The organism is Sabulicella rubraurantiaca (assembly GCF_017355885.1).
Lineage (GTDB): Bacteria > Pseudomonadota > Alphaproteobacteria > Acetobacterales > Acetobacteraceae > Roseococcus > Roseococcus rubraurantiacus.
On the sequence record NZ_JAFEUU010000027.1, the window covers coordinates 12,812 to 37,364 of the forward strand.

The following is a 24,553-nucleotide window of genomic DNA, read 5'->3' on the forward strand; positions in this document are numbered from 1 at the left end:
CTGGCCTTCCTGTCTTCAGCGGGGCGCGCCCGCCACGGCGCTAGCGGAATCGTCGCCCTTGGGGCGATCCGCCGTCACCGGCTCGCCCAGCACGACGAAATGCACGCGCTCGGCGATGTTGGTGGCATGGTCGCCGATGCGCTCCATGTTCTTCGCGATGAAGAGGAGGTGCGTCGCCGCGGTGATGTTGCGCGGGTCCTCCATCATGAAGGTCAGCAGCTCGCGGAAGATGCCGTTGTAGATGCCGTCGATCGGCTCGTCGCCGCGCCATACCTCGTCGGCCTTCTCCGCATCCTCCTCCACCAGCGCGTCGATGGCCCCGCGCAGGTTCTCCTGCACCAGCTCCGACATGCGCTCGAAGCCGTTGAGGCTGCTGATCAGGAATTGCTGCGACACCACGATCGCCCGCTTCGCCCCGTTGCGCGCATAGTCGCCGATGCGCTCCAGGTCGGAGGAGATCTTCATCGCCGCGATGATGAGTCGAAGGTCGCCCGCCATGGGCTGCCGCAGGGCGAGGAGGCGGACGCAGAACTGCTCGATCTCGCGCTCCATCTGGTCCAGTTCCGCGTCGCGGCGCACCACCTCGGCGGCGAGGTCGGTGTCGCGGCGGATCAGCGCCTGGGCGCTGTCGGCTACCTGGCGCTCGGCGAGGCCGCCCATGCGGGCGATCATCTCGCGCAGGCGCCGCAGCTCGCCCTCATAGGAGCGGACGACGTGGGGAGAGGCTTCCTGGGGCATGGTCGCGTCCTCAGCCGAAGCGGCCGGTGATGTATTCCTGGGTCTTGGGATGCCGGGGCGCAGTGAACATCTGCGCCGCCGATCCCACCTCGATCAGCTCGCCCAGGTAGAAGAAGGCCACCTGGTCGGCGCAGCGCGCCGCCTGCTGCATGTTGTGGGTGACGATGACGATGGTGAAGTCTTTCTTCAGCTCGTCCACCAGCTCCTCGATCTTCAGCGTGGAAATCGGGTCGAGGGCGGAGGTCGGCTCGTCCAGCAGGATCACCTCGGGCCGCACCGCGATGGAGCGGGCGATGCAGAGCCGCTGCTGCTGCCCGCCCGACAGGCCGAGCGCGGAGGAATGCAGCCGGTCCTTCACCTCGTTCCAGATGGCGGCGCGTGTCAGCGCCCATTCCACCCGCTCGGCCATCTGCGCCTTGTTCAGGCGCTCGTGCAGCCGCACTCCGAAGGCGATGTTCTCGAAGATCGTCATTGGGAAGGGGGTGGGCTTCTGGAACACCATGCCGATCCGCGAGCGGAGCTCGTTGATGTCCACGTCGGGGCCGATGAGGTTGCGCCCGTCCATGATCACCTCGCCCTCGGCGCGCTGGCCGGGGTAGAGGCTGTACATCCGGTTCAGCACGCGCAGCAGCGTGGACTTGCCGCATCCCGAGGGGCCGATCATCCCCGTCACCTGCCGGTCCGGGATGTCGAGGGTGATGCCCTTCAGCGCCTTGGGCAGCCCGGGCGCATAGATGAAGTCGAGGTTGCGGATGGCGATGCGCGGCGCCGCGGCGGCGGCAGCGCCTCGGGCCTGCTCGGCGCTCATCGGGGCTGCCATGGAAACGTCGTTCATGGGGGAACCTTCCTACTTGCGGGGCCGCAGCGCCACGCGCGCCAGGATGTTGATGGCCAGCACGCCAAAGGTCACGATCAGCGCGCCCGACCAGGCGATCTCGATCAGGTCGGGGAAGCCGCTATTGGCCTGCTGGTAGATGGCAACGGGCAGCGACGCCATGGCACGGGTCAAATCCGTGCTGAGCACGTTGTTGCCGAAGGAGGTGAGCAGCAGCGGCGCCGTCTCGCCGACGATGCGGGCGAAGGCCAGCAGCACACCGGTCACGATGCCGGGAAGTGCCGCGCGCCACGCCACCAGGGTGATCATCTTCCAGCGCGGCGCGCCCAGCGCCACCACCGCCTCCCGCAGCGTGTTCGGGAGGAGCTGGAGCATGTCCTCCGTCGTCCGCACCACCACCGGGATGACGATGATGGCAAGCGCCAGCGCCCCGGCGATGCCGGAGAACCCGCCTGTGGGCAGCACCACCGTCTGGTAGATGAACAGCCCGATGAGGATAGAGGGGGCGGAGAGCAGGATGTCGGACACGAAGCGCACTGCATGGGCGAAGCCCGAGCCGCGCGCATACTCCGCGAGGTAGGTGCCGACCAGCAGCCCGATCGGCGTGCCGATCAGGATGGCGATGCCGCTCTGCAGGATGGAGCCGACGATGGCGTGGACCAGCCCGCCCTTGGGCAGGGTGTCGTCGCCATAGCGAGTCGGCTGGAACTCCTGCGTCAGCACGATGAAGTCCAGCGCAGCCAAGCCGCGCCAGAGCAGCGTCGCCATGATGGAGGCGAGGAAGAGAAGCCCGACCACCGTGGCGGCGAGGCAGAACCAGCGCATCGCGGCGTCGAGAAGGGCACGGCGCCGGCCCAGGCGGCGCCGCATCTCGGTATCCGGCGTGAAGGCGGGGGTTTGGGTGGTCGCGCTCATCGGGGCCTCACTTCAGCCTGGGGCGCAGGAGCCAGCGCGACGTGGCCAGCACCAGGAAGGAGATGACGAAGAGGAGGAAGCCGATGGCGAGCAGCGCGGATTGCTGCAGGCTGCCGCTCAGGCTTTCGGGGAACTCCATCGCGATGACGGAGGCGATGGTGTTGGTGGGATCGAAGAGCGAAGTGGCAATGCGGTTCGCGTTGCCGATCACGAAGGTGACGGCCATGGTCTCGCCCAGGGCACGGCCGAGGCCGAGCATGATGCCACCCGCCACGGAGATGCGCGTATAGGGGATGACGACACCGCGCATCACCTCCCACCGCGTCGCGCCGAGGCCATAGGCGCTTTCCTTGTAGACCGGGGGAACCTGGGAGAACACGTCGCGCATGGTCGCGGCGATGAAGGGCAGGATCATGATGCCCAGCACGAGCGAGGCCGCGAAGAGCGAAGTGCCGGCGAAGTTGTTGCTCTGGAACAGGAAGCCGACCAGCGGCAGCGCCGCCAGCTCCTCGCCGAAGGCGAGCTGGATGTTGTACTGGATGAAGGGCACGACCACGAACAGGCCCCACATGCCGTAGATGATCGAGGGGATGGCGGCCAAGAGCTCGATCGCCGTGCCGATGGGGCGGCGCAGCCAGGGCGGCGCCAGCTCGGTCAGGAAGACGGCGATGCCGAAGGCGACCGGGACCGCGAAGATGATCGCGAGGATCGAGGAAACCAGCGTGCCGAGGATGGCAACGCCCGCGCCGAACTCCTCGCGGCCTTCCACCGGATCCCAGTTCAGGCCCCAGATGAACTCGACGCCGAAGGCGCGGAAGGCAGGCAGCCCGCCGATGAACAGCGTGACGATGATGGCGCCGAGCAGCAGGAGCACGAAGCCCCCCGCCCCCCGGCACAGACCGGCGAAGACGAGGTCGCCGGTCTCTCCGACGCGGCGGCGCTCGCCCATGACAGGTGCGGATGAAAGGCTGGTGGACACGGTGCCTCGCCAGTTGGGTCGGGAGGGCACCGGGCGGCGCCCTCCCGGGGGAGATGACTCAGCCCGCCGACGGCGTCCAGATCGCGGCGCCCGACGGGTCCTTCACGCTCTGCGCCCAGGCGGCGCGGATCGCGTTGTGCGCGGCTTCCGGCAACGGGATGTATTCCAGGCGGCGCGCGGCGTCGCTGCCGTTGCGGAAGGCCCAGTCGAAGAAACGCATGGTGTTGCGGCTGCCCTCCACGCGATCCGCCACCGGGTTGGTCGGCAGCAGGATGTAGGTGGGCGAGGTGATGGGCCACACATCGCCGCCGGCGAGGTCGATCGTGTCGGCGGCGAAGTTCGGCACGGACCAGTCGGCCGCAGCGGCGGTGGCGTTGAAGGCCGCCGGCTCCGGGCGGATGAAGTTGCCGGCCTTGTTGCGGATCTGCGTCGTCACCATGCGGTTCACCACCGCATAGGCGTTCTCCACGTAGCCGATAGCGCCTGGGGTGTTGCGGATGATGTTGGACACGCCCTCATTGCCGCGGGCACCGTTGCCCACGGGCCAGCGCACGGAGGTGCCGGCGCCCGGGCCGTTGCGCCACTCCTCGGAGATGCGGGACAGGTAGGTGGTCCAGACCCAGGTCGTGCCTGAGCCATCGGCGCGGTAGCCGACCGAGACGGGCAGGTTGGGCAGGCGGATGTCCCGGTTCAGCTCAACCAGCTTGGGATCGTTCCAGCGCGTGATGCGGCCGAGGAAGATCTCCACGATGGTCTCGGGCGTCAGGCGCAGCGCGTTGTCGGCAAGGCCGGGCAGGTTCACCGACAGCACCACCGAGCCCATGACGGTCGGGAACTGCATCAGGCTGCGCTCGCGAAGCTGGTCGGCGGCGAGCGGAGCGTCGGAGGCGCCGAAATCCACGGTGCGGGAGGTGATCTGGTTGATGCCGCCGCCCGAGCCGATGCTCTGGTAGTTCAGCGTGACACCGGCGGCTTCGCGTGCGGAGGCGCCCCACCGGTCATAGAGCGGACGCGGGAAGCTGGCGCCGGCCCCGGTGATGGTCGCCTGTTGCGCAAAGGAGGAACGGGGAAGGAAGGGAAGCGCAGCAGCGGCGCCAAAAAGGGCACGACGGTTCACGGTTGGTCTCCAGCACTCGACGGCTGGGTGCCTAACGGTTGGCGAGGTCTTCCGTGTTTCGCTTTCGTGAAGGTTCAATGACAGGGCTAGCGGTTCCAGGCGATGGGAATGTTGGCCGTCGGGGGCCGGCTGGCGAGTGCCTCGCGCAGTGCCGCAAGCAGGTCAGGCCGGCCAAGAAGCAGGTTGCGCGCGTCGCGAGCCAGCAGCAGGAGATCTGAGAGAAGCCCCTGTCGGAGAACGGAAAGCCAGCGTCTCGGGCAGCCAGGGCAGGCTGCCTGCGTGGGCCAGCAGGGTGGCGAAGGTGTCGGGCGGGATACGGGCAGTCCCGTTCGCCAGCAGGGCCCGCCACTCCGCCTCTCCGCAGCGCAGCAGCGCACGACAGGGTGCCTCGCCCAGTTCCAGGCGCCCGGCGATGGCGCGGCGTGTGAAGGGCCGGGCGGATCCTCGATCAAGGCGAGCAGGCCATCGTCCCGCAAGGCGCGGGACAGGCGGATCAGCGGCTCGCAAACCTCCAGCGCCGGGTCGCGCGCCAGAAGCAGGACGAGGTCGCGCGGGGGGGCATCGGGCAGGTCCGCCAGGGCGTCGGCCAGGGCGGCGCGCACCCGCGCCTCCACATCCGCGGCGAGGCGCCGGAGCGCCTCCTGTCACAAGCGGTCACGCCGCGTGGTCCCATCCATGGCTTCGGCAGCGCGGGGTCCGAGCTTGCCGGCCAGGGAATACGGATGGCTGGGTCCGGATCGCTGGACAGCAGGCGGTGGGCATGGGGCGGCGTGGCGGGATTGGCAGCGACCTCCTTCCGCACCGCCAGGTCGGCATCGAAGGCGAGAAGCATCAACACTTCCGGCGGCAAGTCGCCCGAATGGGCGAGGACGCGGTGCTCCGCACCCGGCCGACGCCATTCCGCCAGATGGGGGGTGCTGGGAGCGGGGAGTTCGGTCAGGGTGGAGGGCATGGCATCCATCCTCGGCAAGCTGGTAAAAAATCGCCCGGGAATTCCCATCCCCTTCAGGGGATTGGGATGAAAGAGCGAGGCGCCGCAGGCGCCTATCGGCCTTGGCAGTCTTCGATATACCGTCGGATCGTCTGCGCCGACATTTCTCCGGCCGTCCCCACATAATACGCCTGCGTCCAAAGCTGATCCCGCCCGCAGCGCCGCTTCAACTCCGGAAACTGCTCGCGCAAATACCGCGACGTGTAGCCCTTCAGCAGATTGGCCAGCTGCGCCGGCGACCATCGCGGCGGCGCCGAGACGAACACATGCACGTGATCCTCGTCCGTTTCCGCCGCTAGCAGGATCAAGCCTTGCCGCTCGCAGCATTCGGCCAGGAGCCGCTTCGCTGCCTCCGCCACAGGCCCTGTCGGATGCGGCGCCGACCCTCGGGAATCCACACGAGGTGATACCCGGTCTGGTAGTGCGCCCAACGCGTCTTCCCGCCTAGCAAGCCACCCACCATCTGACTATCATAAACTAAGTGAAAGCCGTTTCCATCCTTAGGCCGAAGCAGATCTCGCCAGGCCTGCAAGCCACCCTACGGGATTCACAGAAAGAGGCCGGCCGCCTGTGGACCGACATCGTCGCGCTCCATCGCCGGGCCCGGGCCGAACGCAGGAATTGGCCAAGCCGCTCGGAACTGCAGGTCGCCACCAAGGGCCGATACCGTCTGCACTCCCAGACCGTTCAGATGATCTGCCACCAGCTCTTAGCCAACGTCGAAGCCACGGCCACCCGGCGCCAGAACGATCCCCGCAGCCGTGAATGGCTACGCTTTCCCCACAAGGAAAAGCGCTTCTTTCCCCTCTACTGGCCCGCCCAGGCGGTCAGCTACGATGCCGCCTCTCGGCGTCTTGTCCTGCCCATGGGGCGCGGCCGGAAAAGCCTCGTCTTCAAACTCGATCTCAACTTCACTCCTGGCTCGGTCAAGCTCGTTTGGAACGAGGGCCACGAACTGCACATCGTGCGATCCGATGTTGCTCAGACCGAGGAAACACCCGGCACTGAACGCGCTACGATCGACCTCGGCGAGATCCATTTGGGCGCGGTGGCGACCTCCACTGGAAAGGCGCTGGTGGTGTCGGGACGCGGAATCCGCTCGCACAAGCGCCTGCTGTCCAAGCAGCTGAGCGAGATCGCTCGCCGGCGCTCGCGGTGCAAGAAGGGGTCGCGCCAGAGCCTGAAACTCCAGAAGGCGCGCCAGAAGCGCAGCCTCCTCACCAGTCGGCGGGTGCGCGACCTGCGCCACAAGGCGACGACCCGGATCATCCGCTTCTGTGCCGAGGCCGGCGTCGGCGAGATTTTCATCGGTGACCCGAGGGGTGTGCGCGACAAGGATGTGGGTCGCAAACAGAATGGGCGCATGGCCCGATGGGAGATGGGGACGGACATGTCCTACATCGCCCACAAGGCCAAGCGCCTTCGCATGGCGTGCTTCACCGGGGACGAGCGTGGGACGTCTTCCCAGTGTCCGCAATGCGATCATCGCCAGAAGGTCCGGGGACGGGTGTGGCGGTGCCGGTCGTGCTCCTTCGAGGGCGCGCGCGACGTCGTGGGGGCGGTCAACATGCACCCGCTGGCGTTTGAGGAAGCTGTGATGTTCCCCGTCGAGATCACGTATCGACGGCCTGGCCGGATGGGTGGGCGGGGGATGAACACCCCTGTCCTGGCGCGATCACGCGCCCTGGAACGTCGTAGTCGCCCGGACACGGGCCTGCGGGAGGCCGAAAGACCGCTAGCACCGCAGTTGCTTGAGACCGCCCCTCCACCAGGCGGAACCCGAGATCGCTCGCAGGCACCCGGAAACTCGGCTCCGCTGAGGTCCACGGGGCGTCGCAAGACGCAGCCGAGAGCGGCCTAGGAAATCAAGAAGCCCGTCCCCTTCAGGGAATGGGAGTGTCACACTCGCGTGAATCGGAGTCCGCGATGCCACGCCTGCCGCCTGCCCTTCTCCAGCTCCTGTCCCACCATGGCTATCCCGGGAAGCACCGGCTGTTCCGGATCCTGCGCGGCGCGGGGCTGCTCCGGGCGGAGCTGCGCTTCGAGCTGGGTGGAATTCCGCTGCACACCCCGGCCGAAGAATGGAATTTCTGGGGGCTGCGCGACGCCCGCCTCTACGACCCGGACGTGGACGCGCTGTGCCGCTTCGCCCAGGACCGGCTCGGTTTCTTCGACCTTCTCGACCTTGGCGCCGATGTCGGCATGGTCAGCCGGCTGATCCATGCCGCCTGCCCAGATCTGCGCTCGGTCACGGCGGTGGAGCCGAATCCGGCCTCCTTCGGCTTCCTGCAGCGGAACCTGGAGGCGCTGCCCCTGCCTGCGCGCGCCCTGAACCTCGCCGTCTCGGACAGGCCGGGCGAGGCGGTGCTGGCCGCCGAGGCGGGGCGGCGCTCGGACCACGCGGCGCATCTGCGCGCGGACGGCACCGGGCTGCGCGTCACGGTGGAGCGGGTGGATGCGATCTTCTCCCCCATCGCACCCGATCTGCTGCTCAAGCTGGACGTGGAGGGGCAGGAGGAGGCGACGCTGCGCGGGGCCGAACGGACGCTGCGGCGGGCGCGCCGGGTGATGCTGTTCATGGAGATCCATCCGGAGGTGCTGCGGCGCAGCGGGAGTTCCGCCGAGACGCTCTTCGCGGCGGCGGAGGCGATCCGCCCCTGCCGCTGGTTCCTGCCCGATGCGGGTGCGACGCCGGTGGACCGCGCACTGCCCTTCTTCCGGCAGGTGCCGGAACACCAGCACGACGTCATCGGCTTGATGGAGGAGTAAGAGCCTACCCTGCGCGGGCCGGGGCGGTGGTGGCGCTGCCCGTCCCGAACACCGAATTCCCGGAAGCCGCGCCCGCAATCAGCGCTCCGGCCGCAGCCGCCAGCGGCAGCCCCACCAGCGCCGGGACGGCGAGGCTTTGCAGCGTTGCGTCGCCGCCCTCGGCACGTGACGTGGCAGGCCCGCCCCGGCGGCCACTGCCGGTCAGCCGCGGGCGGGTCGCGGCGACCATGGGCGCGGCCTCGGCCCCACGCGCCGGCGCCACGACCGCCGAGTCGGCGGAAACCACCACGCGCTGCTGCGCCGGGGCCGGCCCCGCGGCGAAGAGGGCAAGAAGGAGGGCGAGGCCACGCATGGGGGAATCCTGCCCCCCTAAGCTTAACAAGCGGTCAAGCTCAGGCTTTCAGCATCTGCCGCGCGACGATGACCCGCATGATTTCGTTGGTGCCTTCCAGGATGCGGTGCACCCGGAGGTCACGGACGATCTTCTCGATGCCGTAATCGGCCAGGTAGCCATAGCCACCCAGGAGCTGCAGCGCCTCGTCCGCCACGCGGTGGCCGGTGTCGGTGACGAAGCGCTTGGCCATGGCGCAGAAACGCGTGGCGTCGGGCGAACGCGCATCCAGCTTGGCGCAGGCGCGCCACAGCATGGCGCGCGCCGCCTCCAGTTCTGTCGCCATGTCGGCGAGGCGGAACTGCGTCGCCTGGAAATCGGCGACCGGGCGGCCAAAGGCGCGCCGTTCCTTCACATAGGCCAGGGCGATGTCGAGTGCCGCCTGCGCGCCGCCCAGGGAACAGGCGGCGATGTTCAGCCGCCCCCCATCCAACCCGGCCATGGCGTAGCGGAAGCCCTGCCCCTCCTCGCCCAGCAGGGCGTCGGCGGGCACGCGCGCGCCCTCGAAATTCACCTGCCGTGTGGGCTGGGCGTTCCAGCCCATCTTGCGCTCATTGGCGCCGAAGCTGACGCCGGGCGTGTCCTTCTCCACCAGCAGCGCCGAGACCCCGTCCGCCCCCGGACCGCCCGTGCGGGCCATGGTGAGATAAAGGTCGCTGGTCCCGGCGCCGGAAATGAACTGCTTGGCGCCATCCAGCACCCAGCCCTCATTGTCCCGCCGGGCGCGGGTGGAAAGGGCGGCGGCATCGCTGCCGGCCCCCGGCTCGGTCAGGCAGTAGGAGGCGATGCGCTCCATGGTCAGCAAGGTGGGAAGCTGCGCCGCGCGTTGCGCCTCGCTGCCCCAGCGGTCGATCATCCAGGCGACCATGTTGTGGATGGACAGGAAGGCCGAGATCGTCGGGCAGCCCGTGGCCAACGCCTCGAACACCACCGCGGCGTCGAGGCGCGTCAGACCGGCGCCACCGCTTTCCTCGCGCACATAGAGGCCTGCCATGCCGAGCCCCGCCGCCTCGCGCAGCACCTCCACGGGGAAGTGCCGCTCCCGGTCCCATTCCAGGGCCTGGGGCGCCAAGCGCTCGCGCGCGAAGTCCAGCGCGACGGATTGCAGCTCGCACGTCGCTTCCGGCAGCTCGAACATGGCCTCCCCCATCGCGGTCAGCCCGGCGATTTGCGCGCCGGGGCGTTGCCCTGGTGCCCTGGGGTCGGGCCAGCCGCGCGCAACTGCGTCGCGAAGCGCTGCATCATGGAACGGAGCTGCTCGCGCATGACGTTCAGCCCGGTGCCCGGCATGGCCATGCCCGTCGCGTCGTCGTGCCAGAGCGTCACGGGGTGGTCGATCGTGGTGCCGGTGGCCGGCACCTGCCCCGTCACCCGGCTGCGAAGCTGCATGATCAGGGCGGTGGCGCAGGGCGATCCAGCTTGATCGGGCCGCGCCACCACGCCGAAATTGGCGAAGAGGAGCGGATGCTGGTTGGAGGACGGAACGCCCGCCACCATCAGGTGGCCGGGGCTGAGCCGGGCATCGCGCGACCCCGAGGGCACGCGCAGGCCCAGCCCTTCCGCAGCGGCGCGCAGCGTCTCATAGAGATCAGCTTCCAGCCCCTGCGGAAGCTGGCAATGCGCCCGCGCCTGTTCGGGCGACTGCACCCCCACGGCGAGGCGAACTTCCGAAAGGCCGCGCAGCACGGCCGAATCCGACTGCGCAAGAGCAGGCGTCGCCGCAAGGAGCAGCGGCAGGGCGAGCAGAGACACGAGGCGTCGCGACAAGGCGTTTTCTCCCAAGGAATCCAAGCGCCCCACAGCCTGCCTCATCCTCACGCCGCGAGGAACCTCCGTTCCGCCTCGGCGATGCGCGGACGCGCCGCTTCGATGAAGCGCCGCTTCACCGGGCCGAAGCCCTTGATGCCGCCCCATTCGCGCACCCAATCCACCAGCGCCGCATGGTTGGCTGGGGAAAGCCGCGCCAGATGCGCCTCCAGCCCCGCGATGAACGCGTCGCGCAGGGCGCGCTCCTCGCGCCGCTCCTCCGAATGGCCGAAGGGATCGAGCACCGTGCCGCGCAGCGCCTTGCCGCGGCGCAGCAGGCGCATGGCGCCGAGCATCCATCCGCCGAACTCGCGCTTGCCTTCGCCCAGCGCAGGCGGCGCAAGATGGAAATGCAGGCGCGGCGTGCCCTCGAAGCGCTCGGCGATCCAGGAGGTGTCGGCATGGAGCCGCGCGACCTCGTACTCGTCCTTGATCGCCATGGCGCGGTAGAGCTGACGCGCCGCCTCGCGCGACAGCGCCTCGCTGCCCGGCGCCACCGCCTGCTCCGCCTCCATCACGCGCTGCATCAGCCCGGCATAGCGGGCGGCGTAGCGGCGCGACTGGTAGGAAACGAGGTCGGCCTCGTGCCGGGCGATCAGCGCCTCCAACTTCTCCGGCGCGGCGTCGCCCACCGGTTCGGCAAGGCGCCCGGCCTCGAAGGCGGCGAGGTTGCGCTCCACCGCCGCGCCGTTCATCTCGATGGCCCGGCGCAGCGCATCGCGCGACAGCGGGATCATGCCGCGCTGGAAGGCGGCGCCCAGCAGGAAAACGTTGAGGAAGATGAGGTCGCCGAAGCTTTCCTCGACCTCGCGCGCCGCGGGCAGCGCCACCACCTCGCGCGAAGCCGCGCGCAGGCTATCCAGCATGGCGGCCGGGTTCTGGCGCGTCTCGGGATTCAGCACGAAGGCGCCGGTGGGCGAGACATCGGCGCTGACCACGACGCGCGACCGGCCACGCCCCAGCATGGGCCGCGCCACCTTGCCCTGCGCGCCGATCAGGTCGGCGGCGATCAGCGCATCCGCCTCGCCCGGGCCGATGCGGGGCGACAGCACCTGCTCGCCCACGCGGCCGATCCGCATCTGCACATAGACCCCGCCCCCCTTCTGGGCGAGGCCGAGCATGTCGAGGGTCCGCACCGGGCGGCCTTCCAGATGCGCCGCCATGGCGAGGATTTGCGCCAGCGCCGTCACACCCTGCCCGCCCACCCCGGCGAGGACGAGGTTCCAGCTCTGCCCGGCCTCCGCCTCCGGCAGTGCCGGCAAAGGTGGCGGGGCGGCGGGCTCGCGGGCCGCCGGCTTGCGCGGCTCCACCCCTTCGAGCGTGACGAAGGAGGGGCAGAACCCCTCGACGCAGGACAGGTCCTGGTTGCAGGCGCTCTGGTCGATGCGGCGCTTGCGGCCCCACGGCGTTTCCACCGGCTCCACGGCGATGCAGTTGGAGACGCGCGAGCAGTCGCCGCAATCCTCGCAGACGCGCGGGTTGATGGCGGCACGGCGCGTCGCCGGGGCGGCGAGGCCGCGCTTGCGCTGGCGCCGCCGCTCCGTCGCGCATTGCTGGTCATAGATCAGGATGGAAACGCCCGGCGCCTCTCGCAACTCGCGCTGCACGGAATCGAGATCCGCGCGATCGTGGAAGGAGGCGAAGCGCGGGATGATCGGGTCGCCCTGATGGCGCTCCGGATCGTCGCCGACGATGGCGATGCGCTTCACCCCCTCGGCCGCGGCCTGGGCGGCGATGCGCGGCACCGTCACCTCGGCATCCGGCGGCTGGCCGCCCGTCATGGCGACGGCGGAATTCACCAGCACCTTGAAAGTCATGTTCGCCTTGGCGGCGACGGCGGCGCGGATGGCGAGGGAGCCGGAATGGGCATAGGTGCCGTCGCCCATGTTGGCGAAGACGTGCTTCGTCTCGGTGAAGTGCTGCTGGCCGATCCAGGGCGCGCCCTCGCCGCCCATATGGGTGAACAGGTCGCTGTTCCGGCCCATGTCCTTGGCCAGGTAGTGGCAGCCAATTCCGGCCAGGGCCATCGAGCCTTCGGGGACGCGGGTCGAGGTGTTGTGCGGGCAGCCGGGACAGAAGAAGGGCGTGCGCACCGTCACCGGCTCACGCTCCGCCCCGGCCAGCGCGTCCAGCTCGGCGACGCGGGCGGCGAGGCGCTCGGTCCGCAGCGCCTCGGGCAGCCTTTCCGCCAGGGCGCGCAGCACGGTCGCCGCATCAAGTTCCGCGAGGTCGCTCAGCACGTCCTTGCCGGTGAGGCGCGGGCGTGTGGGGAGGTCGTAGAGGGCCTCGCGCAGCTGGGATTCCAGGAAGGCGCGGCGGTCCTCCACCACCAGCACCTCCTCCAGCCCGTGCGCGAAGGCGATGGCGCCTTCCCGGTCCAGCGGCCAGGCGAGGCCCACCTTCCAGATCCGCAAGCCCCCCATCCGGGCGAGCTCGGGCGTGATGCCCGCATCGGCCAGCGCCTGGCGCAGCGTGGACCAAGCCTTGCCGCGCACCGCGATGCCGAAGCGCGCGCTGGGCGAGTCCTGCACCAGCCGATCGAAGCCGTTCAGCCGCGCGAAGGCCTGGGCGGCGGGCAGCTTCACATGGCGCAGCCGCTGCTCGATGAGGAGCGGCGCGTCGTGCAGCCGGATATGGACGTCGCCCGGCTCGCCGGGGGTCGTCGTGGCATAGGCGGCCGGGTCCACCACGAGCGACATGGTGGCGTCCATCGTCTCGGCGATGCATTTCATGCCGACCCAGGTACCGGCGAAGCGCGACAGGGCGATGGCCTTCACGCCATATTCCAGCACCTCCGCCACATCGGCGGGGTCCAGCATCGGCATCTCCAGATCGGCGAAGGCGTGTTCGGAGCCGCTGGTGACGGTAGAGGACTTGCTGGCCGGGTCATCGCCCGCCAGCGCCAGCACGCCGCCGAGCGGCGCGGTGCCGGCGCCGTTGGCGTGGCGCAGCACGTCGCCCGAGCGGTCCACCCCGGGCCCCTTGCCGTACCAGATGGCGAAGACGCCGTCCTGCTTCGCGCCGGGCAGCAGCCCGACCTGCTGCGTGCCCCAGCAGGCAGTAGCGGCAAGGTCCTCGTTCAGCCCCGGCTCGAAATGGATATGCGCCTCGCGCAGCCGGTCGCGCTGCTTCCACAACTCCTTGTCGTAGCCACCGAGGGGTGAGCCGCGATAGCCGCTGATGAACCCTGCCGTGTCATATCCCTGCGCGGCATCCAGCTGCCGCCGGATCAGGGGCACGCGCACCAGCGCCTGCGTGCCCGTCAGCAGGGTTTCGCGTCCGGCCGCCTCCCACCGCTCCTCGAGCGAGGCCTCCGTTCTCTGGATGCTGCCCATGGGTCGGTATCCCGTTCCGGCTTATGATGGGAGAATGCTCCGAACCCCGCCGGGGTTCATGCCGTATTCTGTTGTGCAGTGCCGAAAAGACAGAAGGATCTTCTGCCGTGGACGCGATTGACCGCCGCATTCTCCGCGCGCTCCATCGCGAAGCGCGGCTGACCAACGCCGAACTGGCTGAGCGCGTGGGGCTTTCCGCCTCGCCCTGCTGGCAGCGGGTAAAGCGACTGGAGCAGGCAGGGGTGATCCGTGGCTATCGCGCCGAGCTGGACCAAGCGGCGCTGGGCTTGCCCGACACGGTGTGGATCGAGGTCATGACCGAGAAGCACGATGAGGCCCAGCTGGCACGCTTCGAGGAGGCCATCGCCAACATGCCCGAAATCATCGAGGCGTGGCTGGCGACCGGGGAGTACGACTACATCCTGAAGGCCGCCGTGGGCGGGACGGCCGGCTACGAGAAGCTGCTGCGCGAGAAGATCTACCGCCTGCCCGGCGTCCGCCACACCCGCACGGCCTTCGGACTGCGCTGCCTCAAACAGGTTTTCACCCCGGTTCCGGGGTGAAAACCTGTTTTTGTGCCCTCAGGCGCCGGGCGCGGCCTCCGGCCGCTTGGCTTTCGCCGCGCCATCGTTGCGCCTGCTGATGGGTTGGTCTGGCGGCGCCGGCCGCTTTGCGGCCAGATGGCCTGGGAGGAGGTGGATTGGGTTGCGCTTAGGCGCGGCCCGGTGCCGTTTCCCAGCCCAGCCCCACCACCGCTGCCACGCGCCCCTGCCCGCGCACCTCGCGCAGCACCAGCGCGTTGCGCTCCTCCAGCCAAGCGAGGAGGCGGCGGGCGCGGCCGACGGAATGCGTGCCATAGGCGCGGGCGATGGCGGCGTCGTCCGGGCAGGGCAGCCCGTCCAGCGCGGCGCGGGCCAGGAGCAGGAAGACGCCGCGCGCATCCTCGGGCAGGACTTCGGCGCGGGCCACGGCGGCCTGCCATTCCTCACCTTCCGCCGCCTCCGGCGCGATGCCGGCGCGAGCATCGGCGAGCATCCGGCGGAACTCCGGCAGGCCGGGCGGGTCCTCCACCTCACGGATCCGCAGCCGCACCAGGAAATCCTGGTAGAGCAGGCTGGCCGGACGGAACGCCTCCCCCTCTCCGTCCAACACTTGGCGCAGCGAATCCTCGCAGATACGGCGGCGCTCGGCCTCCTCATCCGCCGTGCGCTCGCGCGGCGGCGGGGGCGCGGCGGGGGCGCAGCGAGCCAGCTCGGCGAGGATGTCCGTAGGCGGCGGGCGCGGGGCACGGCGCGGCGGGGGCGCGGCTGGTTCGTCCGGCGCCGCCAGGATCAGCTCGCGCGCCTCCTCGGCAGAAGCGAGGCTGGGGGGCGGCACCAGGGCGGGGCCGGCGCTGCGCGTCGCCGTCTCCACCGCGCCGACATGCAGGGCGATGGGCCGCCGCGACAGGGCCGGGCCGAGCGCCACGAAATGCCCGCGTCCGAGGTCGCGGAAGGATTCCGCCTGCCGCCGCTCCATGCCCAGCAGGTCGGCGGCGCGGGCCATGTCGATGTCGAGGAAGGTGCGCCCCATCATGAAGTTCGATGCCTCGGCGGCGACGTTCTTCGCCAGCTTGGCGAGGCGCTGCGTGGCGATGACGCCGGCGAGGCCGCGCTTGCGCCCGCGGCACATCAGATTGGTCATGGCGCCGAGCGAGACGCGCCGCGCCTCGTCCGACGCATCGCCGCCCATGGCGGGGGCGAAGAGCTGCGCCTCGTCCACCACCACCATCACCGGGGTCCAGGCGTCGCGGTCGGCGTCGAACAACCCGTTGAGGAAGGCGGCGGCGCAGCGCAGCTGGGCCTCGACCTCCACCCCCTCCAGGTTCAGCACCACGGAGACGCGGTGCCGTCGCACCCGATCGGCAACGCGGACCAGCATCGCCTCGGAATGGGCGGCGGCGTCGATGACCAGATGCCCGTGCCGGTCGGCCAGGGTAACGAAGTCGCCCTCGGGGTCCACCACCACCTGCTGCACCCAGGGTGCGCTCTGCTCCATGAGGCGGCGCAGCAGGTGCGACTTGCCGGAGCCGGAATTGCCCTGGACGAGCAGGCGGGTGGACAGCAATTCCTCGAGGTCGAGCGTCACGGGGGCGCCCGCCTGCGTCCGCCCCATCTCGATGCCGATCGTCATCCGGTGGTCCCGCGCCCTTCCCGGGACCAGCCCCGGGGCGGGCTCCCTACCGCCCGGAAGGCGGGGTGGCCAGCCCTCGGTCCCCTCACAGGCGGGATGCGGCCTCCATCACCTGCCGAGCGTGATCCGCAGGCTTCACCTTGCGCCAGATGGCGGCGATGCGCCCCTCGCGATCCACCAGGAAGGAGGAGCGCTCCATGCCCATGTATTTCCGGCCGTACATGCTCTTCTCGACCCAGGTGCCATAGGCTTCCGCCACCTGCTTCTCCGCGTCCGAGGCCAGGGGGAAGGTGAGGCTCTGCTTGGCGGCGAATTTCTCGATGGCCTTCATCGGGTCGGGGCTGATGCCGATCACCTCCAGGCCCAGCTTGCCCAGCTCGGGCAGCGCCTCCTCCATCCCCAGCGCCTGGACCGTGCAGCCCGAGGTGTCGGCCTTGGGGTAGAAATACAGCAGGTAGGGGCGGCCCTTCAGCCCCTCGCTGCTGACCGTGCGGCCGCCACTGGCGGGCAGGCTGAAGGCGGGCGCAACGTCGCCCACCGCGATTTCGGTCATGTGGATCTCTCCCAAGCTCGGATGCGGAGGGAGATGCCCCTGCTCCGCCGCCCGTCAAGCGGCCAGGAGGCCGCGCAGCTTGCGGACGGCGCTGTCGGGGGTGGTGAAGACGGGCTTGCCCGTCGCCTCCGCCACGCGCGGCGCGACATGGGCCAGGCTGAACTGGCCGAGCGCGATGGCGTCGCAATCGGCCAGCCGCGCCCCGGCTTCCGCCACCAGACGGTCATGCGTGGCCACATCCCCGGCATCGAGCGCGGCCAGCGCCCCTTCGGCCAGCATGGGCACCACCTCGATGCCTTCCGGGAACTCAGGCGGCATGGAGGTCAGCGTGCCGGGGAAGGAAGCCAGCAGCCCCACCCGCCGCGCGCCGGAGGCGACGACCTCCTCGATCATCGCCTCGTTGGGCTTCAGCACCGGCATGGGGGCTTGGGCCTTCTGCACCGCCTCGATGGGCGGGCCGAAGGCGGAGCAGGTGAAGAGGATGGCCTCCGCACCCGTGTCGGCGGCGTAGCGCGACAGGCGGAGGAAGCGCTCGGTCATCGCCGGCGTCAGTTGCCCGTCGCGCGCAAGGTCGGCGGAAAGGCTGTCATCCAGCAGGTTCATGAGGCGCTGGCCGGGCCAGAGACGGGCGAAGGCAGCCTCCACCGGCGGCGGGGAGTGCCGCAGCGCGTGGATCAGGGCGATGCGTCGCGTCATCCCTCAGCCCTTGCAGCGGCGCAGCGGGAAGGGAAACTCGTTGCAGCCTTGCAGCACCACCTCGTCCTCGCCGCGCCGGACGACGCGCAGCAGGTCGGGGTTGCCGTCGCAGCCGAAGCCGGCCTCGGGCGGGGCGCGGCCGGGAATGGGGGCGAGGCGGATCTCCACCCCGTTCGGGGCCAGGGCCACCGTCTCCACCAGACGCTGCCGGAAGGCGACATCGAGCGACGAGGCGCGCATCACCACATCGGCGGTGACGATCATCGTCACGGCGCCGAAGCAGACGCTGCCTTGGGTCTCGATGGCCGGGAAGATGCCACCGGTCCAGGAGCCGAACAGGAAGCCATGCGGCGGCAGCGGCCGGTCCTGTGCGCGCGCGGACAGCAGGGCGGGCGTGGCGAGCAGGGCGGGCAGCAAGGTGCGGCGGAGCATCGGCGATTCCTAACCAGTCCGGCCGGTTGTAGCGGCGACGGGGGCTGCCGTCATGCCGTCCCGGACGGGGATGTGGACCAGCGCGGCGAAGGCAGCAGCGGCGATGGAGATGGACCACATCAGGTCATAGGACCCCGTCCGGTCGAAGATCACCCCGCCCAGCCAGGCCCCGGTGAAGCCGCCCACCTGATGCCCCAGGAAGACAAGGCCGAAGATGGTCGCCAGCCAGCGCGTGCCGAAGTTGCGCGCGCAAAGCGCCACTGTGGGCGGCACGGTGGAGAGCCACAGCAGGCCCATCAGAGCGGAGAAGCCGAGCACTGTCGCCGCCGTCTTTTCCACGAACAGGAACCCGGCCATCAGCACGCCACGCCCGGCATAGATCAGCACCAGCAGCTCCCGCCGCTTCCAGCGCGAGGACAGCTCGCCCGCCGTGAGCGAGCCGACCACGTTGAACAGCCCGATCAGCGCGATGGCGCCCGCCCCCACCGAAACGGGCAAGTGGCAGGAGGCGACGAAGCCCGGCAGGTGGACCGACAGGAAGGAGACATGGAGGCCGCAGACATAGAAGCCGAAGAACAGGAACCAGAAGGACGGCGTCCGCAGCGCGAAGGACAGCGCCTCCTTCGCCGATTGCTCCGGCTGCGCTGCCGTGGCCGGCGCCGGCTGGTCGTTCAGCGGCAGGGCGAGCGGGATCATCAGCAGCGCCGCCCCGGCCATCAGGAACAGCGCCCCCTGCCACCCTGCCAAGCTGATGCCCAGCCCGGCCATCGGCACCACCAGGAATTGCCCGAAGGAGGAGCCCGCCGTGCCCAGCCCGACCGCCCTTCCCCGCTGCTCCTCGGGCAGGAGGCGGGTCAGCGAGGCGATGATGACGGGCATCCCGGCCGCGGAAACGGCCACCCCCATCACCAGCCCGGCGAAGAAGGTGAAGAGCCCCAGCCCCTCCGACAGCGCCATGCCGAGGATGCCCAGGGCGTAAAGGGCCGCGCCGCCCATGATGACCTTGCGGCCGCCGATCCGGTCCGCCACCTGCCCGCAGAGCGGCTGCGACACCCCGTTCAGCAGCACCTGCAGCGCGATGGCGAGGGCGAAGCCGGAGGCGGACCAGCCCAGATCCGTCGTCATCGGCGCCAGGAAGAGCCCGAAGCTCTGCCGCAGCCCCATGGCCAAGGCGGCGCAGAGCACGGCACAGGTCATCAGCAGCGTGGCGGAACGGGTCATTGCTTGCCCTCAATCGCCGGGTGCGCCGCATCCATGGCGCTTGGCTTCGCCGCATTTGCGGCGGCGGCCCTTCGGCCGCCCGGCCCCATGGGCCGCGATGTGGAGCTTGGCGAGAGCTTCATAGGGTCAGCGTTGCACGGCGGCTCGGCGCGCGCTACGGCCCCGCGCCATGCCCCTTTCCCTGCGGGATTTCGACTACGACCTGCCTGAAACGCTGATCGCCCAGGAACCGGCGCGCCCCCGCGACGCGGCGCGGATGCTGGTGGTGCGTCCCGACGCCCGGGAGGATCGCGGCGTGCTCGACCTGCCGGACTACCTGCGCCCGGGCGACGTCATGGTCGTGAACGACACCCGCGTCATCCCCGCCCGGCTGCGGGCCCGGCGCGGCGAGGCGCGGATCGAGGTGATGCTGAACCGCGCCGAGGGCGACGGAACCTGGCATGCGCTGATCCGCAACGCCCGCCGCCTGCGCGAGGGCGACACCCTTGCCATCGAGGGGTCCGAGGCGACGGCGCTTGTGGTGGAGAAGCTCGAAGGCGGCGCGGCACGGCTCGATTTCGGCGCCGATCCGGCGGCGCTGGAGCGGGCCCTGGCCGAGGCGGGGGAGATGCCCCTGCCCCCCTATATCCACCGCGACGCCCCGCGCGGCGAGGACCGGGAGGATTACCAGACGCTCTTCGCCGCCCGCCTCGGCGCCGTGGCCGCCCCCACCGCCAGCCTGCATTTCACCCCGCGCCTGCTGGATGCCCTGGCAGCCAAGGGCGTGCGCCGCGCCACCGTCACGCTGCATGTCGGCGCCGGCACCTTCCTGCCGGTGCGCGAGGAGAATCTGGACCGCCACCGCCTTCACGCCGAATGGTGCGAATTGCCGCCCGAAGCCGCCGCCACGATCAACGAGGCGCGGCGCGAGGGCGGGCGCATCCTGTGCTGCGGCACCACCGCTCTGCGTTTGCTGGAAACCGCCGCGCAGGGCATCAAGGACCGTACCGCCCCCATCCCGCCCTTCCAGGGGCTGACCGACATCTTCATCCGGCCCGGATTCCGCTTCCGCGCCGCGGATCTGCTGATGACCAATTTCCACCTGCCGAAATCCACGCTGCTGATGCTGGTCAGCGCCTTTGCCGGGATGGAGCCCATGCGCGCCGCCTATGCCCACGCCATCCGCGAGGGCTATCGCTTCTTCTCCTATGGCGATGCGTCCCTGCTGTTCCGAGCCGAGGACGCGGCATGACGCTGCGCTGGGAGAAGCAGGCAACCGACGGGCGCGCCCGGGCTGGCGTGCTGCACACCGCGCATGGCGAGGTGCCGACGCCGGTCTTCATGCCGGTCGGCACCGCCGGCACGGTGAAGGGCATGACGGCGGACGGGGTGCGCTCCACCGGGGCGCGCATGGTGCTGGGCAACACCTATCACCTGATGCTGCGCCCGGGCGCCGAGCGCGTGGACCGGCTGGGCGGGCTGCACGCCATGATGGACTGGCACGGCCCCATCCTCACGGATTCCGGCGGCTTCCAGGTGATGAGCCTCGCGGCGCTGCGGAAGATGGACGAGGACGGCGTCACCTTCCGCTCGCATGTGGACGGCTCCAGGCACCGGCTGACGCCGGAGCGCAGCGTGGAGATCCAGCGTCTGCTCGGTGCGGACGTGACCATGTGCTTCGACGAATGCACCCCCTTCCCCGCCACGCATGAGGAGGCGGCGAAGTCCATGCGCCTGTCCATGCGCTGGGCGGCGCGCTGCCGTGAGGCCTTCACGCCGCGCGACGGGCACGGGTTGTTCGGCATCGTCCAGGGCTCGACCTTCGAGGATCTGCGCGCCGAAAGCGCGGCCGCGCTGCGGAAGATCGGCTTCGAAGGCTATGCCATCGGCGGCCTCGCCGTCGGCGAGGGTCAGGAGGCGATGTTCGCGACGCTGGACTTCACCACGCCCATGCTGCCCGACGACCAGGCGCGCTACCTGATGGGCGTGGGAATGCCCGCCGATCTGCTGGGCGCGGTGCGGCGCGGGGTGGACATGTTCGACTGCGTCATCCCGACGCGCTCGGGCCGCATGGGGCGCGCCTATACCTCGCGCGGGGCGCTGAACCTGCGCAATGCGCGCCACGCCGACGATGGGCGGCCGCTCGACCCCGCCTGCGCCTGCCCGGCTTGCCGCCGCCATTCCCGCGCCTACATCCATCACCTGCTGAAATGCGATGAGATGCTGGGTCCGATCCTGCTGACCTGGCACAACATCCAGTACTACCAGGACCTGATGCGCCGCCTGCGCGAAGCCATCCTCGCCAAGCGCCTCGATGACGAGGCCGCGGCGATCGAGGCCGATTGGAACCGCCCCGACGATGACTGACACCTCCCAACTCACCCAGCTTGGTCGCGCCACGCCCATGCCCACCTCGCCGGAGGAGGCGGTGCTGGAGCGCGTGCCCAATCCGGAGCCGGGGATGCATTACTGCGTGCGCTTCGCCGCGCCGGAGTTCACCTCGCTCTGCCCGCTCACCGGGCAGCCGGATTTCGCGCATCTCGTGCTGGACTACGTGCCGCGCGACTGGATCGTGGAAAGCAAGAGCCTCAAGCTCTTCCTCGCTTCCTTCCGCAACCACGGCGCATTCCACGAGCATTGCACGCTCATGATCGCGAAGCGCCTCGTCGCGCTGCTCGATCCCGTGTGGCTGCGCATCGGCGGCTACTGGTATCCGCGCGGCGGCATCCCGATCGACGTGTTCTTCCAGACCGGCACGCCGCCCGAGGGGGTTTGGATCCCCGACCAGGGCGTGCCGGGGTATCGCGGTCGGGGCTGAACCGCCCTCACCGTCCGGGCGACAGCATCGCCCCGACGGCCTGGGCCTCGGGCGGGGTCCGCATGCGGCGGAACCACGCCTCGGCCAGACCGAACAGGCCGAAGGCCGCGAGGCCCGCCGCCACGATGCCGAAGAGCGCCGCCCCGAAGGGCTGGGCGCGCAGCGCGACCAGGGCGCCGCCCAGGCCGCGCACCTCGTTCGGGTCGTGCTGCCACGCGGCGATCAGCAGGAACAGGCCGATCACCACGAAGACTACGGCCCGCGCCGCGTAGCCGGCTTGGCCGAGGCGCTTCACCCAGTGCTCCGCCTGGCCTCCGCAAGACAGGTTCTCGCAGAAGGACGCGGTCCAGGCCTTGCGCGCCATGCCGAAGGCAGCGCCCAGGATGCCCAGCCCGACCCCCGCCACCAGCCACCGCCCGAAGGGCTGGCTCATCAGCCAGCGCGTCCAGTCGCGCGCCGCCTCGTCCTCGCCGCCCGATGCCGCACCGCCCATGGCGAGGCTGGCGGCGAAGCCGGCCAGGCCGAGATAGATCACGCCGGAGATGAACTGCCCCGCCCGCCGCATCAGCGCCTTGCGGTCCCGCCCCAACCCGTCCGCGTCCAGCAATGACTGGAGGAAGCGCCACAGCGCGAAGCCAAACAGCCCAAGCGCAAGGAAGGCGAGGATGAACAGCCCCAGGGGCTGGGTGAGCAGCGTGCCGATCGCGCCCCTCGCCCCCGTCGCCTCGCCGCCGCGCCCGAGCGCCGCCATCAGCGCCAACCCGCCCACGAGCAGGTTCACCACGCCTCGCGCGGCGAAGCCCAACCGGCCGAGGAGCACCAAGCGATCATGAGTCATCGGCGTCCATCCATCCCCATTCCCTCGCCAACATTCGCGCGGGCGGAACGTTGCTTGCCGGCGAGGAGGCAGGAGGCCGGATGGAACACAGGATGGAGAGGGTGGGCTGGCTGCGCAGCCTGACCCAGCGCGTCTCGGCCGCCGAGCGCGGGACGCTGGTCGCGCTCGTCATCGTCGGCGTCGGGCTGTTCGGCTTCGCGCGCGTGGCGCTGGAAGTCGCGGATGGCGACACCCATTCGCTGGACCAGGCGCTGCTGCTCGCGCTGCGGAGCGAGGCGGACCCGACCGACCCCTGGGGCCCCCGCTGGTTCGAGGAGATGATGCGCGACTTCACCGCGCTGGGCGGCACGGGCGTTCTGGTGCTGGTGACGGCGGCGGTGTTCGGCTTCCTCCTGCTCACGGGCAAGCGGCAGGCGGCGATGCTGGTCGTGCTGTCCATCGCCTCCGGCGTCGCGGTCAGCCACGGACTGAAATGGGGCTTCGGCCGCCCGCGCCCCGACCTCGTCCCGCATGGGCAATCCGTCTATTCGCAGAGCTTCCCGAGCGGCCACGCCATGCTCTCGGCCATCGTCTACCTGACGCTGGGCGCGCTGCTGGCGCGGGTGCAGGAAAGGCGGCGGGCCAAGGCCTATCCCCTGGCCGTCGCGGCGCTGCTGGTGCTGCTGATCGGTTTCAGCCGCGTCTATCTCGGCGTCCATTGGCCGAGCGACGTTTTGGCCGGCTGGGCGGTGGGCGCGGGCTGGGCCGCGCTGTGCTGGCTGATCCTCCTGACCCTGCAGCGGCGCGGCCAGGCATGAGCGACACGAAGCCGGCGCCGCGCGCCCTCCTCCTGGTCAACGCGAAGAGCCGCAGCGGCGCGTCTGCCGCCGGGGAGGCGGAGGCAGCGCTGCGGGAGGCCGGGATTCAGATCACGCACGGCGATTGCGGGGACGGCGAGTCGCTGCGCGAAGCCATCCGCGCGGCATCGGGCACGGTGGACATGATCGTGCTGGGCGGCGGGGACGGCACCATGAACTCCGCCGCGCCGGCCCTGCGCGAGACGGGATTGCCGCTCGGCATCCTGCCCCTCGGCACCGCGAACGACTTGGCGCGCACCCTCGGCATCCCGCTCGACATCCCGGGCGCGGTCTCGGTGATCGCGGCCGGCCAGGCACGCGCGGTGGATCTCGGCGAGGTGAACGGGCACCTCTTCTTCAACGTCGCCAGCATCGGCCTCAGCGTCGCGGTGGCGCGGGAGTTGAGTGGCGAGGTGAAGCAGCGCTGGGGACGGCTGGGCTATGCCATCGCGACGGCGCGCGCCGTGTGGCGCGCCCGGCCATTCGCGGCGGAGCTCCGCTTCGATGGGAAGCGGCGGATCCTTCGCACCTTGCAGGTCGCGGTGGGGAATGGCCGCCACTATGGCGGCGGCATGACAGTGGAACAGGATGCGGCGATCGATGACGGGCGCCTCGACCTCTACAGCATCGAGGCGCGGCGCCTGTGGAAGCTGGCCCTGGTCTATCCGCTGTTCCGCACCGGGCGGCACCGCCTCCTCGCCGATGTGCGGACCGCCTCCTTCACCGAGGCCGAGATCCGCACCCGCCGCCCCATGCCCGTGAACACGGATGGCGAGGTGACGACGCAGACCCCGGCGCGGTTCCGCGTGCTGCGCGGGGCGCTGCGCGTCTTCGCGCCGGAGGGCTAGTGGCCTGAGTTAGAAGTTCGTTGGCAGAAGCGGGCGACGCTGGCGAGGATATGGTCGGCGGTCTTGGTCCAGACGAACGGCCGCGGCGCGGCGTTGGTCTCGGCGATGTAGCCTTGGATCGCGGCCTCCAGGTCGCCAATGCTGGTGAAAGCGCCGCGCTCCAGGCGCCGGCGCGTTAGCAGCGCAAACCAGCATTCGACCAGGTTGAGCCAGGAGGCGCTGGTCGGCGTGAAGTGCAGGTGCCAGCGTGGCCGCTTGAGCAGCCAATCGTGAACCAGTGGCGT

The 24,553-nt window shown here is 70.2% G+C and carries 25 protein-coding genes and 1 pseudogene; 8 read left to right on the forward strand and 18 right to left on the reverse strand.

Translation table 11 applies throughout. The annotated features are described in order from the left end of the window. Positions 1 to 15: 15 nt before the first annotated feature. The 7 genes from phoU to tnpA all read right to left on the reverse strand — a co-directional run bounded on the left by phoU (position 16) and on the right by tnpA (position 5,973). Positions 16 to 738 carry a phosphate signaling complex protein PhoU gene (gene phoU / locus JTJ31_RS22980; protein ID WP_207541082.1) on the reverse strand — a complete coding sequence of 241 codons (723 nt, stop codon included), beginning with the start codon at positions 736 to 738 and terminating at the stop codon, positions 16 to 18. A gap of 10 nt (positions 739 to 748) precedes the next feature. After that, on the reverse strand, positions 749 to 1,546 hold the full coding sequence (gene pstB, locus JTJ31_RS22985; protein ID WP_408015439.1) for a phosphate ABC transporter ATP-binding protein PstB: 798 nt from the start codon (positions 1,544 to 1,546) through the stop codon (positions 749 to 751). Between the two features lie 39 nt (positions 1,547 to 1,585). Continuing rightward, positions 1,586 to 2,488, reverse strand: a complete 903-nt coding sequence (gene pstA, locus JTJ31_RS22990; RefSeq protein ID WP_207541084.1) for a phosphate ABC transporter permease PstA — start codon at positions 2,486 to 2,488, stop codon at positions 1,586 to 1,588. Positions 2,489 to 2,495: 7 nt separating this feature from the next. Next, on the reverse strand, positions 2,496 to 3,467 hold the full coding sequence (gene pstC, locus JTJ31_RS22995; RefSeq protein WP_328805805.1) for a phosphate ABC transporter permease subunit PstC: 972 nt from the start codon (positions 3,465 to 3,467) through the stop codon (positions 2,496 to 2,498). Positions 3,468 to 3,525: 58 nt separating this feature from the next. Beyond that, the gene (gene pstS / locus JTJ31_RS23000) at positions 3,526 to 4,584 is read right to left on the reverse strand and encodes a phosphate ABC transporter substrate-binding protein PstS (protein ID WP_207541085.1); all 1,059 of its coding nucleotides are present in this window, start codon (positions 4,582 to 4,584) and stop codon (positions 3,526 to 3,528) included. Positions 4,585 to 4,670: 86 nt separating this feature from the next. Continuing rightward, positions 4,671 to 5,186: a hypothetical protein gene (locus JTJ31_RS23005; protein WP_207541086.1), complete on the reverse strand. Its 516-nt coding sequence runs from the start codon at positions 5,184 to 5,186 to the stop codon at positions 4,671 to 4,673. 442 nt (positions 5,187 to 5,628) lie between these two features. After that, on the reverse strand, positions 5,629 to 5,973 hold the full coding sequence (tnpA, locus tag JTJ31_RS23010) for an IS200/IS605 family transposase (protein WP_328805807.1): 345 nt from the start codon (positions 5,971 to 5,973) through the stop codon (positions 5,629 to 5,631). A gap of 83 nt (positions 5,974 to 6,056) precedes the next feature. On the opposite strand from tnpA, the gene JTJ31_RS23015 reads away from it, so the two are divergent. Together JTJ31_RS23015 and JTJ31_RS23020 are read left to right on the forward strand one after the other, a co-directional pair. After that, positions 6,057 to 7,436, forward strand: a complete 1,380-nt coding sequence (locus tag JTJ31_RS23015) for an RNA-guided endonuclease InsQ/TnpB family protein (RefSeq protein WP_207541088.1) — start codon at positions 6,057 to 6,059, stop codon at positions 7,434 to 7,436. A gap of 65 nt (positions 7,437 to 7,501) precedes the next feature. Next, the gene (locus JTJ31_RS23020) at positions 7,502 to 8,344 is read left to right on the forward strand and encodes an FkbM family methyltransferase (protein ID WP_207541089.1); all 843 of its coding nucleotides are present in this window, start codon (positions 7,502 to 7,504) and stop codon (positions 8,342 to 8,344) included. Between the two features lie 4 nt (positions 8,345 to 8,348). On the opposite strand, the gene JTJ31_RS23025 is transcribed toward JTJ31_RS23020, so the two are convergent. From JTJ31_RS23025 to JTJ31_RS23040, 4 genes are read right to left on the reverse strand one after another with little or no spacing between them, the layout of a single operon-like run. Beyond that, entirely contained in the window at positions 8,349 to 8,696 is a 348-nt protein-coding gene (locus JTJ31_RS23025) for a hypothetical protein (RefSeq protein ID WP_207541090.1), read from the reverse strand. A 40-nt stretch (positions 8,697 to 8,736) separates the two neighbouring features. Then, entirely contained in the window at positions 8,737 to 9,873 is a 1,137-nt protein-coding gene (locus JTJ31_RS23030) for an acyl-CoA dehydrogenase family protein (RefSeq protein WP_207541091.1), read from the reverse strand. A 17-nt stretch (positions 9,874 to 9,890) separates the two neighbouring features. Then, positions 9,891 to 10,502: a hypothetical protein gene (locus tag JTJ31_RS23035; RefSeq protein ID WP_207541092.1), complete on the reverse strand. Its 612-nt coding sequence runs from the start codon at positions 10,500 to 10,502 to the stop codon at positions 9,891 to 9,893. Between the two features lie 47 nt (positions 10,503 to 10,549). After that, positions 10,550 to 13,876: an indolepyruvate ferredoxin oxidoreductase family protein gene (locus tag JTJ31_RS23040; protein WP_207541093.1), complete on the reverse strand. Its 3,327-nt coding sequence runs from the start codon at positions 13,874 to 13,876 to the stop codon at positions 10,550 to 10,552. A gap of 107 nt (positions 13,877 to 13,983) precedes the next feature. Here JTJ31_RS23040 and JTJ31_RS23045 point away from each other — a divergent pair, with 107 nt between their 5' ends. After that, positions 13,984 to 14,439: an Lrp/AsnC family transcriptional regulator gene (locus JTJ31_RS23045; RefSeq protein WP_207541094.1), complete on the forward strand. Its 456-nt coding sequence runs from the start codon at positions 13,984 to 13,986 to the stop codon at positions 14,437 to 14,439. A gap of 148 nt (positions 14,440 to 14,587) precedes the next feature. On the opposite strand, the gene JTJ31_RS23050 is transcribed toward JTJ31_RS23045, so the two are convergent. The 5 genes from JTJ31_RS23050 to JTJ31_RS23070 all read right to left on the reverse strand — a co-directional run bounded on the left by JTJ31_RS23050 (position 14,588) and on the right by JTJ31_RS23070 (position 18,950). Next, positions 14,588 to 16,048, reverse strand: coding sequence for a helicase HerA domain-containing protein (locus JTJ31_RS23050; protein WP_207541095.1), 1,461 nt, complete (start codon positions 16,046 to 16,048; stop codon positions 14,588 to 14,590). A gap of 85 nt (positions 16,049 to 16,133) precedes the next feature. Further along, positions 16,134 to 16,601 carry a thioredoxin-dependent thiol peroxidase gene (gene bcp, locus JTJ31_RS23055; RefSeq protein WP_207541096.1) on the reverse strand — a complete coding sequence of 156 codons (468 nt, stop codon included), beginning with the start codon at positions 16,599 to 16,601 and terminating at the stop codon, positions 16,134 to 16,136. A 54-nt stretch (positions 16,602 to 16,655) separates the two neighbouring features. Beyond that, the gene (locus tag JTJ31_RS23060; RefSeq protein ID WP_207541097.1) at positions 16,656 to 17,297 is read right to left on the reverse strand and encodes an aspartate/glutamate racemase family protein; all 642 of its coding nucleotides are present in this window, start codon (positions 17,295 to 17,297) and stop codon (positions 16,656 to 16,658) included. A 3-nt stretch (positions 17,298 to 17,300) separates the two neighbouring features. Beyond that, entirely contained in the window at positions 17,301 to 17,729 is a 429-nt protein-coding gene (locus JTJ31_RS23065; protein ID WP_207541098.1) for a hypothetical protein, read from the reverse strand. 9 nt (positions 17,730 to 17,738) lie between these two features. Continuing rightward, positions 17,739 to 18,950: an MFS transporter gene (locus JTJ31_RS23070; protein ID WP_207541099.1), complete on the reverse strand. Its 1,212-nt coding sequence runs from the start codon at positions 18,948 to 18,950 to the stop codon at positions 17,739 to 17,741. A 169-nt stretch (positions 18,951 to 19,119) separates the two neighbouring features. On the opposite strand from JTJ31_RS23070, the gene queA reads away from it, so the two are divergent. Genes queA through queF form a run of 3 tightly spaced genes read left to right on the forward strand, consistent with a single transcriptional unit; the run spans position 19,120 to position 21,747 of the window. Continuing rightward, the gene (gene queA / locus JTJ31_RS23075) at positions 19,120 to 20,181 is read left to right on the forward strand and encodes a tRNA preQ1(34) S-adenosylmethionine ribosyltransferase-isomerase QueA (protein WP_207541100.1); all 1,062 of its coding nucleotides are present in this window, start codon (positions 19,120 to 19,122) and stop codon (positions 20,179 to 20,181) included. Further along, entirely contained in the window at positions 20,178 to 21,296 is a 1,119-nt protein-coding gene (gene tgt, locus JTJ31_RS23080; RefSeq protein ID WP_207541101.1) for a tRNA guanosine(34) transglycosylase Tgt, read from the forward strand. The genes queA and tgt overlap by 4 nt, the downstream gene beginning before the upstream one ends. Beyond that, positions 21,289 to 21,747, forward strand: a complete 459-nt coding sequence (queF, locus tag JTJ31_RS23085; protein ID WP_207541102.1) for a preQ(1) synthase — start codon at positions 21,289 to 21,291, stop codon at positions 21,745 to 21,747. The genes tgt and queF overlap by 8 nt, the downstream gene beginning before the upstream one ends. 7 nt (positions 21,748 to 21,754) lie before the next feature. Here the strand turns inward: queF and JTJ31_RS23090 are convergent, their stop codons facing one another. Next, positions 21,755 to 22,585, reverse strand: coding sequence for a DUF1206 domain-containing protein (locus JTJ31_RS23090; protein ID WP_207541103.1), 831 nt, complete (start codon positions 22,583 to 22,585; stop codon positions 21,755 to 21,757). 80 nt (positions 22,586 to 22,665) lie between these two features. Between JTJ31_RS23090 and JTJ31_RS23095 the strand changes: the two genes are divergently transcribed. Beyond that, on the forward strand, positions 22,666 to 23,382 hold the full coding sequence (locus JTJ31_RS23095) for a phosphatase PAP2 family protein (protein ID WP_236020571.1): 717 nt from the start codon (positions 22,666 to 22,668) through the stop codon (positions 23,380 to 23,382). Beyond that, complete coding sequence (locus JTJ31_RS23100) at positions 23,379 to 24,269, forward strand: lipid kinase (RefSeq protein ID WP_207541104.1); 891 nt, start codon at positions 23,379 to 23,381, stop codon at positions 24,267 to 24,269. The genes JTJ31_RS23095 and JTJ31_RS23100 overlap by 4 nt, the downstream gene beginning before the upstream one ends. On the opposite strand, the pseudogene JTJ31_RS23105 reads toward JTJ31_RS23100, so the two are convergent. Then, positions 24,266 to 24,553: pseudogene (locus JTJ31_RS23105) on the reverse strand (IS630 family transposase); the annotation flags it as partial. The gene JTJ31_RS23100 and the pseudogene JTJ31_RS23105 sit on opposite strands and share 4 nt — an antisense overlap.

Excerpts from the sequence above, each read along its gene's own strand:
- JTJ31_RS23050 (WP_207541095.1), bottom strand. The coding sequence starts at position 16,048 with ATGACGATCGGCATCGAGATGGGGCGGACGCAGGCGGGCGCCCCCGTG.
- JTJ31_RS23030 (WP_207541091.1), bottom strand. The coding sequence starts at position 9,873 with ATGTTCGAGCTGCCGGAAGCGACGTGCGAGCTGCAATCCGTCGCGCTG.
- tgt (WP_207541101.1), top strand. The coding sequence starts at position 20,178 with ATGACGCTGCGCTGGGAGAAGCAGGCAACCGACGGGCGCGCCCGGGCT.
- JTJ31_RS23025 (WP_207541090.1), bottom strand. The coding sequence starts at position 8,696 with ATGCGTGGCCTCGCCCTCCTTCTTGCCCTCTTCGCCGCGGGGCCGGCC.
- JTJ31_RS23095 (WP_236020571.1), top strand. The coding sequence starts at position 22,666 with ATGGAACACAGGATGGAGAGGGTGGGCTGGCTGCGCAGCCTGACCCAG.
- JTJ31_RS23020 (WP_207541089.1), top strand. The coding sequence starts at position 7,502 with ATGCCACGCCTGCCGCCTGCCCTTCTCCAGCTCCTGTCCCACCATGGC.
- JTJ31_RS23060 (WP_207541097.1), bottom strand. The coding sequence starts at position 17,297 with ATGACGCGACGCATCGCCCTGATCCACGCGCTGCGGCACTCCCCGCCG.
- pstB (WP_408015439.1), bottom strand. The coding sequence starts at position 1,546 with ATGAGCGCCGAGCAGGCCCGAGGCGCTGCCGCCGCCGCGGCGCCGCGC.
- queF (WP_207541102.1), top strand. The coding sequence starts at position 21,289 with ATGACTGACACCTCCCAACTCACCCAGCTTGGTCGCGCCACGCCCATG.
- queA (WP_207541100.1), top strand. The coding sequence starts at position 19,120 with ATGCCCCTTTCCCTGCGGGATTTCGACTACGACCTGCCTGAAACGCTG.
- JTJ31_RS23070 (WP_207541099.1), bottom strand. The coding sequence starts at position 18,950 with ATGACCCGTTCCGCCACGCTGCTGATGACCTGTGCCGTGCTCTGCGCC.
- JTJ31_RS23040 (WP_207541093.1), bottom strand. The coding sequence starts at position 13,876 with ATGGGCAGCATCCAGAGAACGGAGGCCTCGCTCGAGGAGCGGTGGGAG.
- pstA (WP_207541084.1), bottom strand. The coding sequence starts at position 2,488 with ATGAGCGCGACCACCCAAACCCCCGCCTTCACGCCGGATACCGAGATG.
- JTJ31_RS23065 (WP_207541098.1), bottom strand. The coding sequence starts at position 17,729 with ATGCTCCGCCGCACCTTGCTGCCCGCCCTGCTCGCCACGCCCGCCCTG.
- bcp (WP_207541096.1), bottom strand. The coding sequence starts at position 16,601 with ATGACCGAAATCGCGGTGGGCGACGTTGCGCCCGCCTTCAGCCTGCCC.
- JTJ31_RS23090 (WP_207541103.1), bottom strand. The coding sequence starts at position 22,585 with ATGACTCATGATCGCTTGGTGCTCCTCGGCCGGTTGGGCTTCGCCGCG.
- JTJ31_RS23100 (WP_207541104.1), top strand. The coding sequence starts at position 23,379 with ATGAGCGACACGAAGCCGGCGCCGCGCGCCCTCCTCCTGGTCAACGCG.
- phoU (WP_207541082.1), bottom strand. The coding sequence starts at position 738 with ATGCCCCAGGAAGCCTCTCCCCACGTCGTCCGCTCCTATGAGGGCGAG.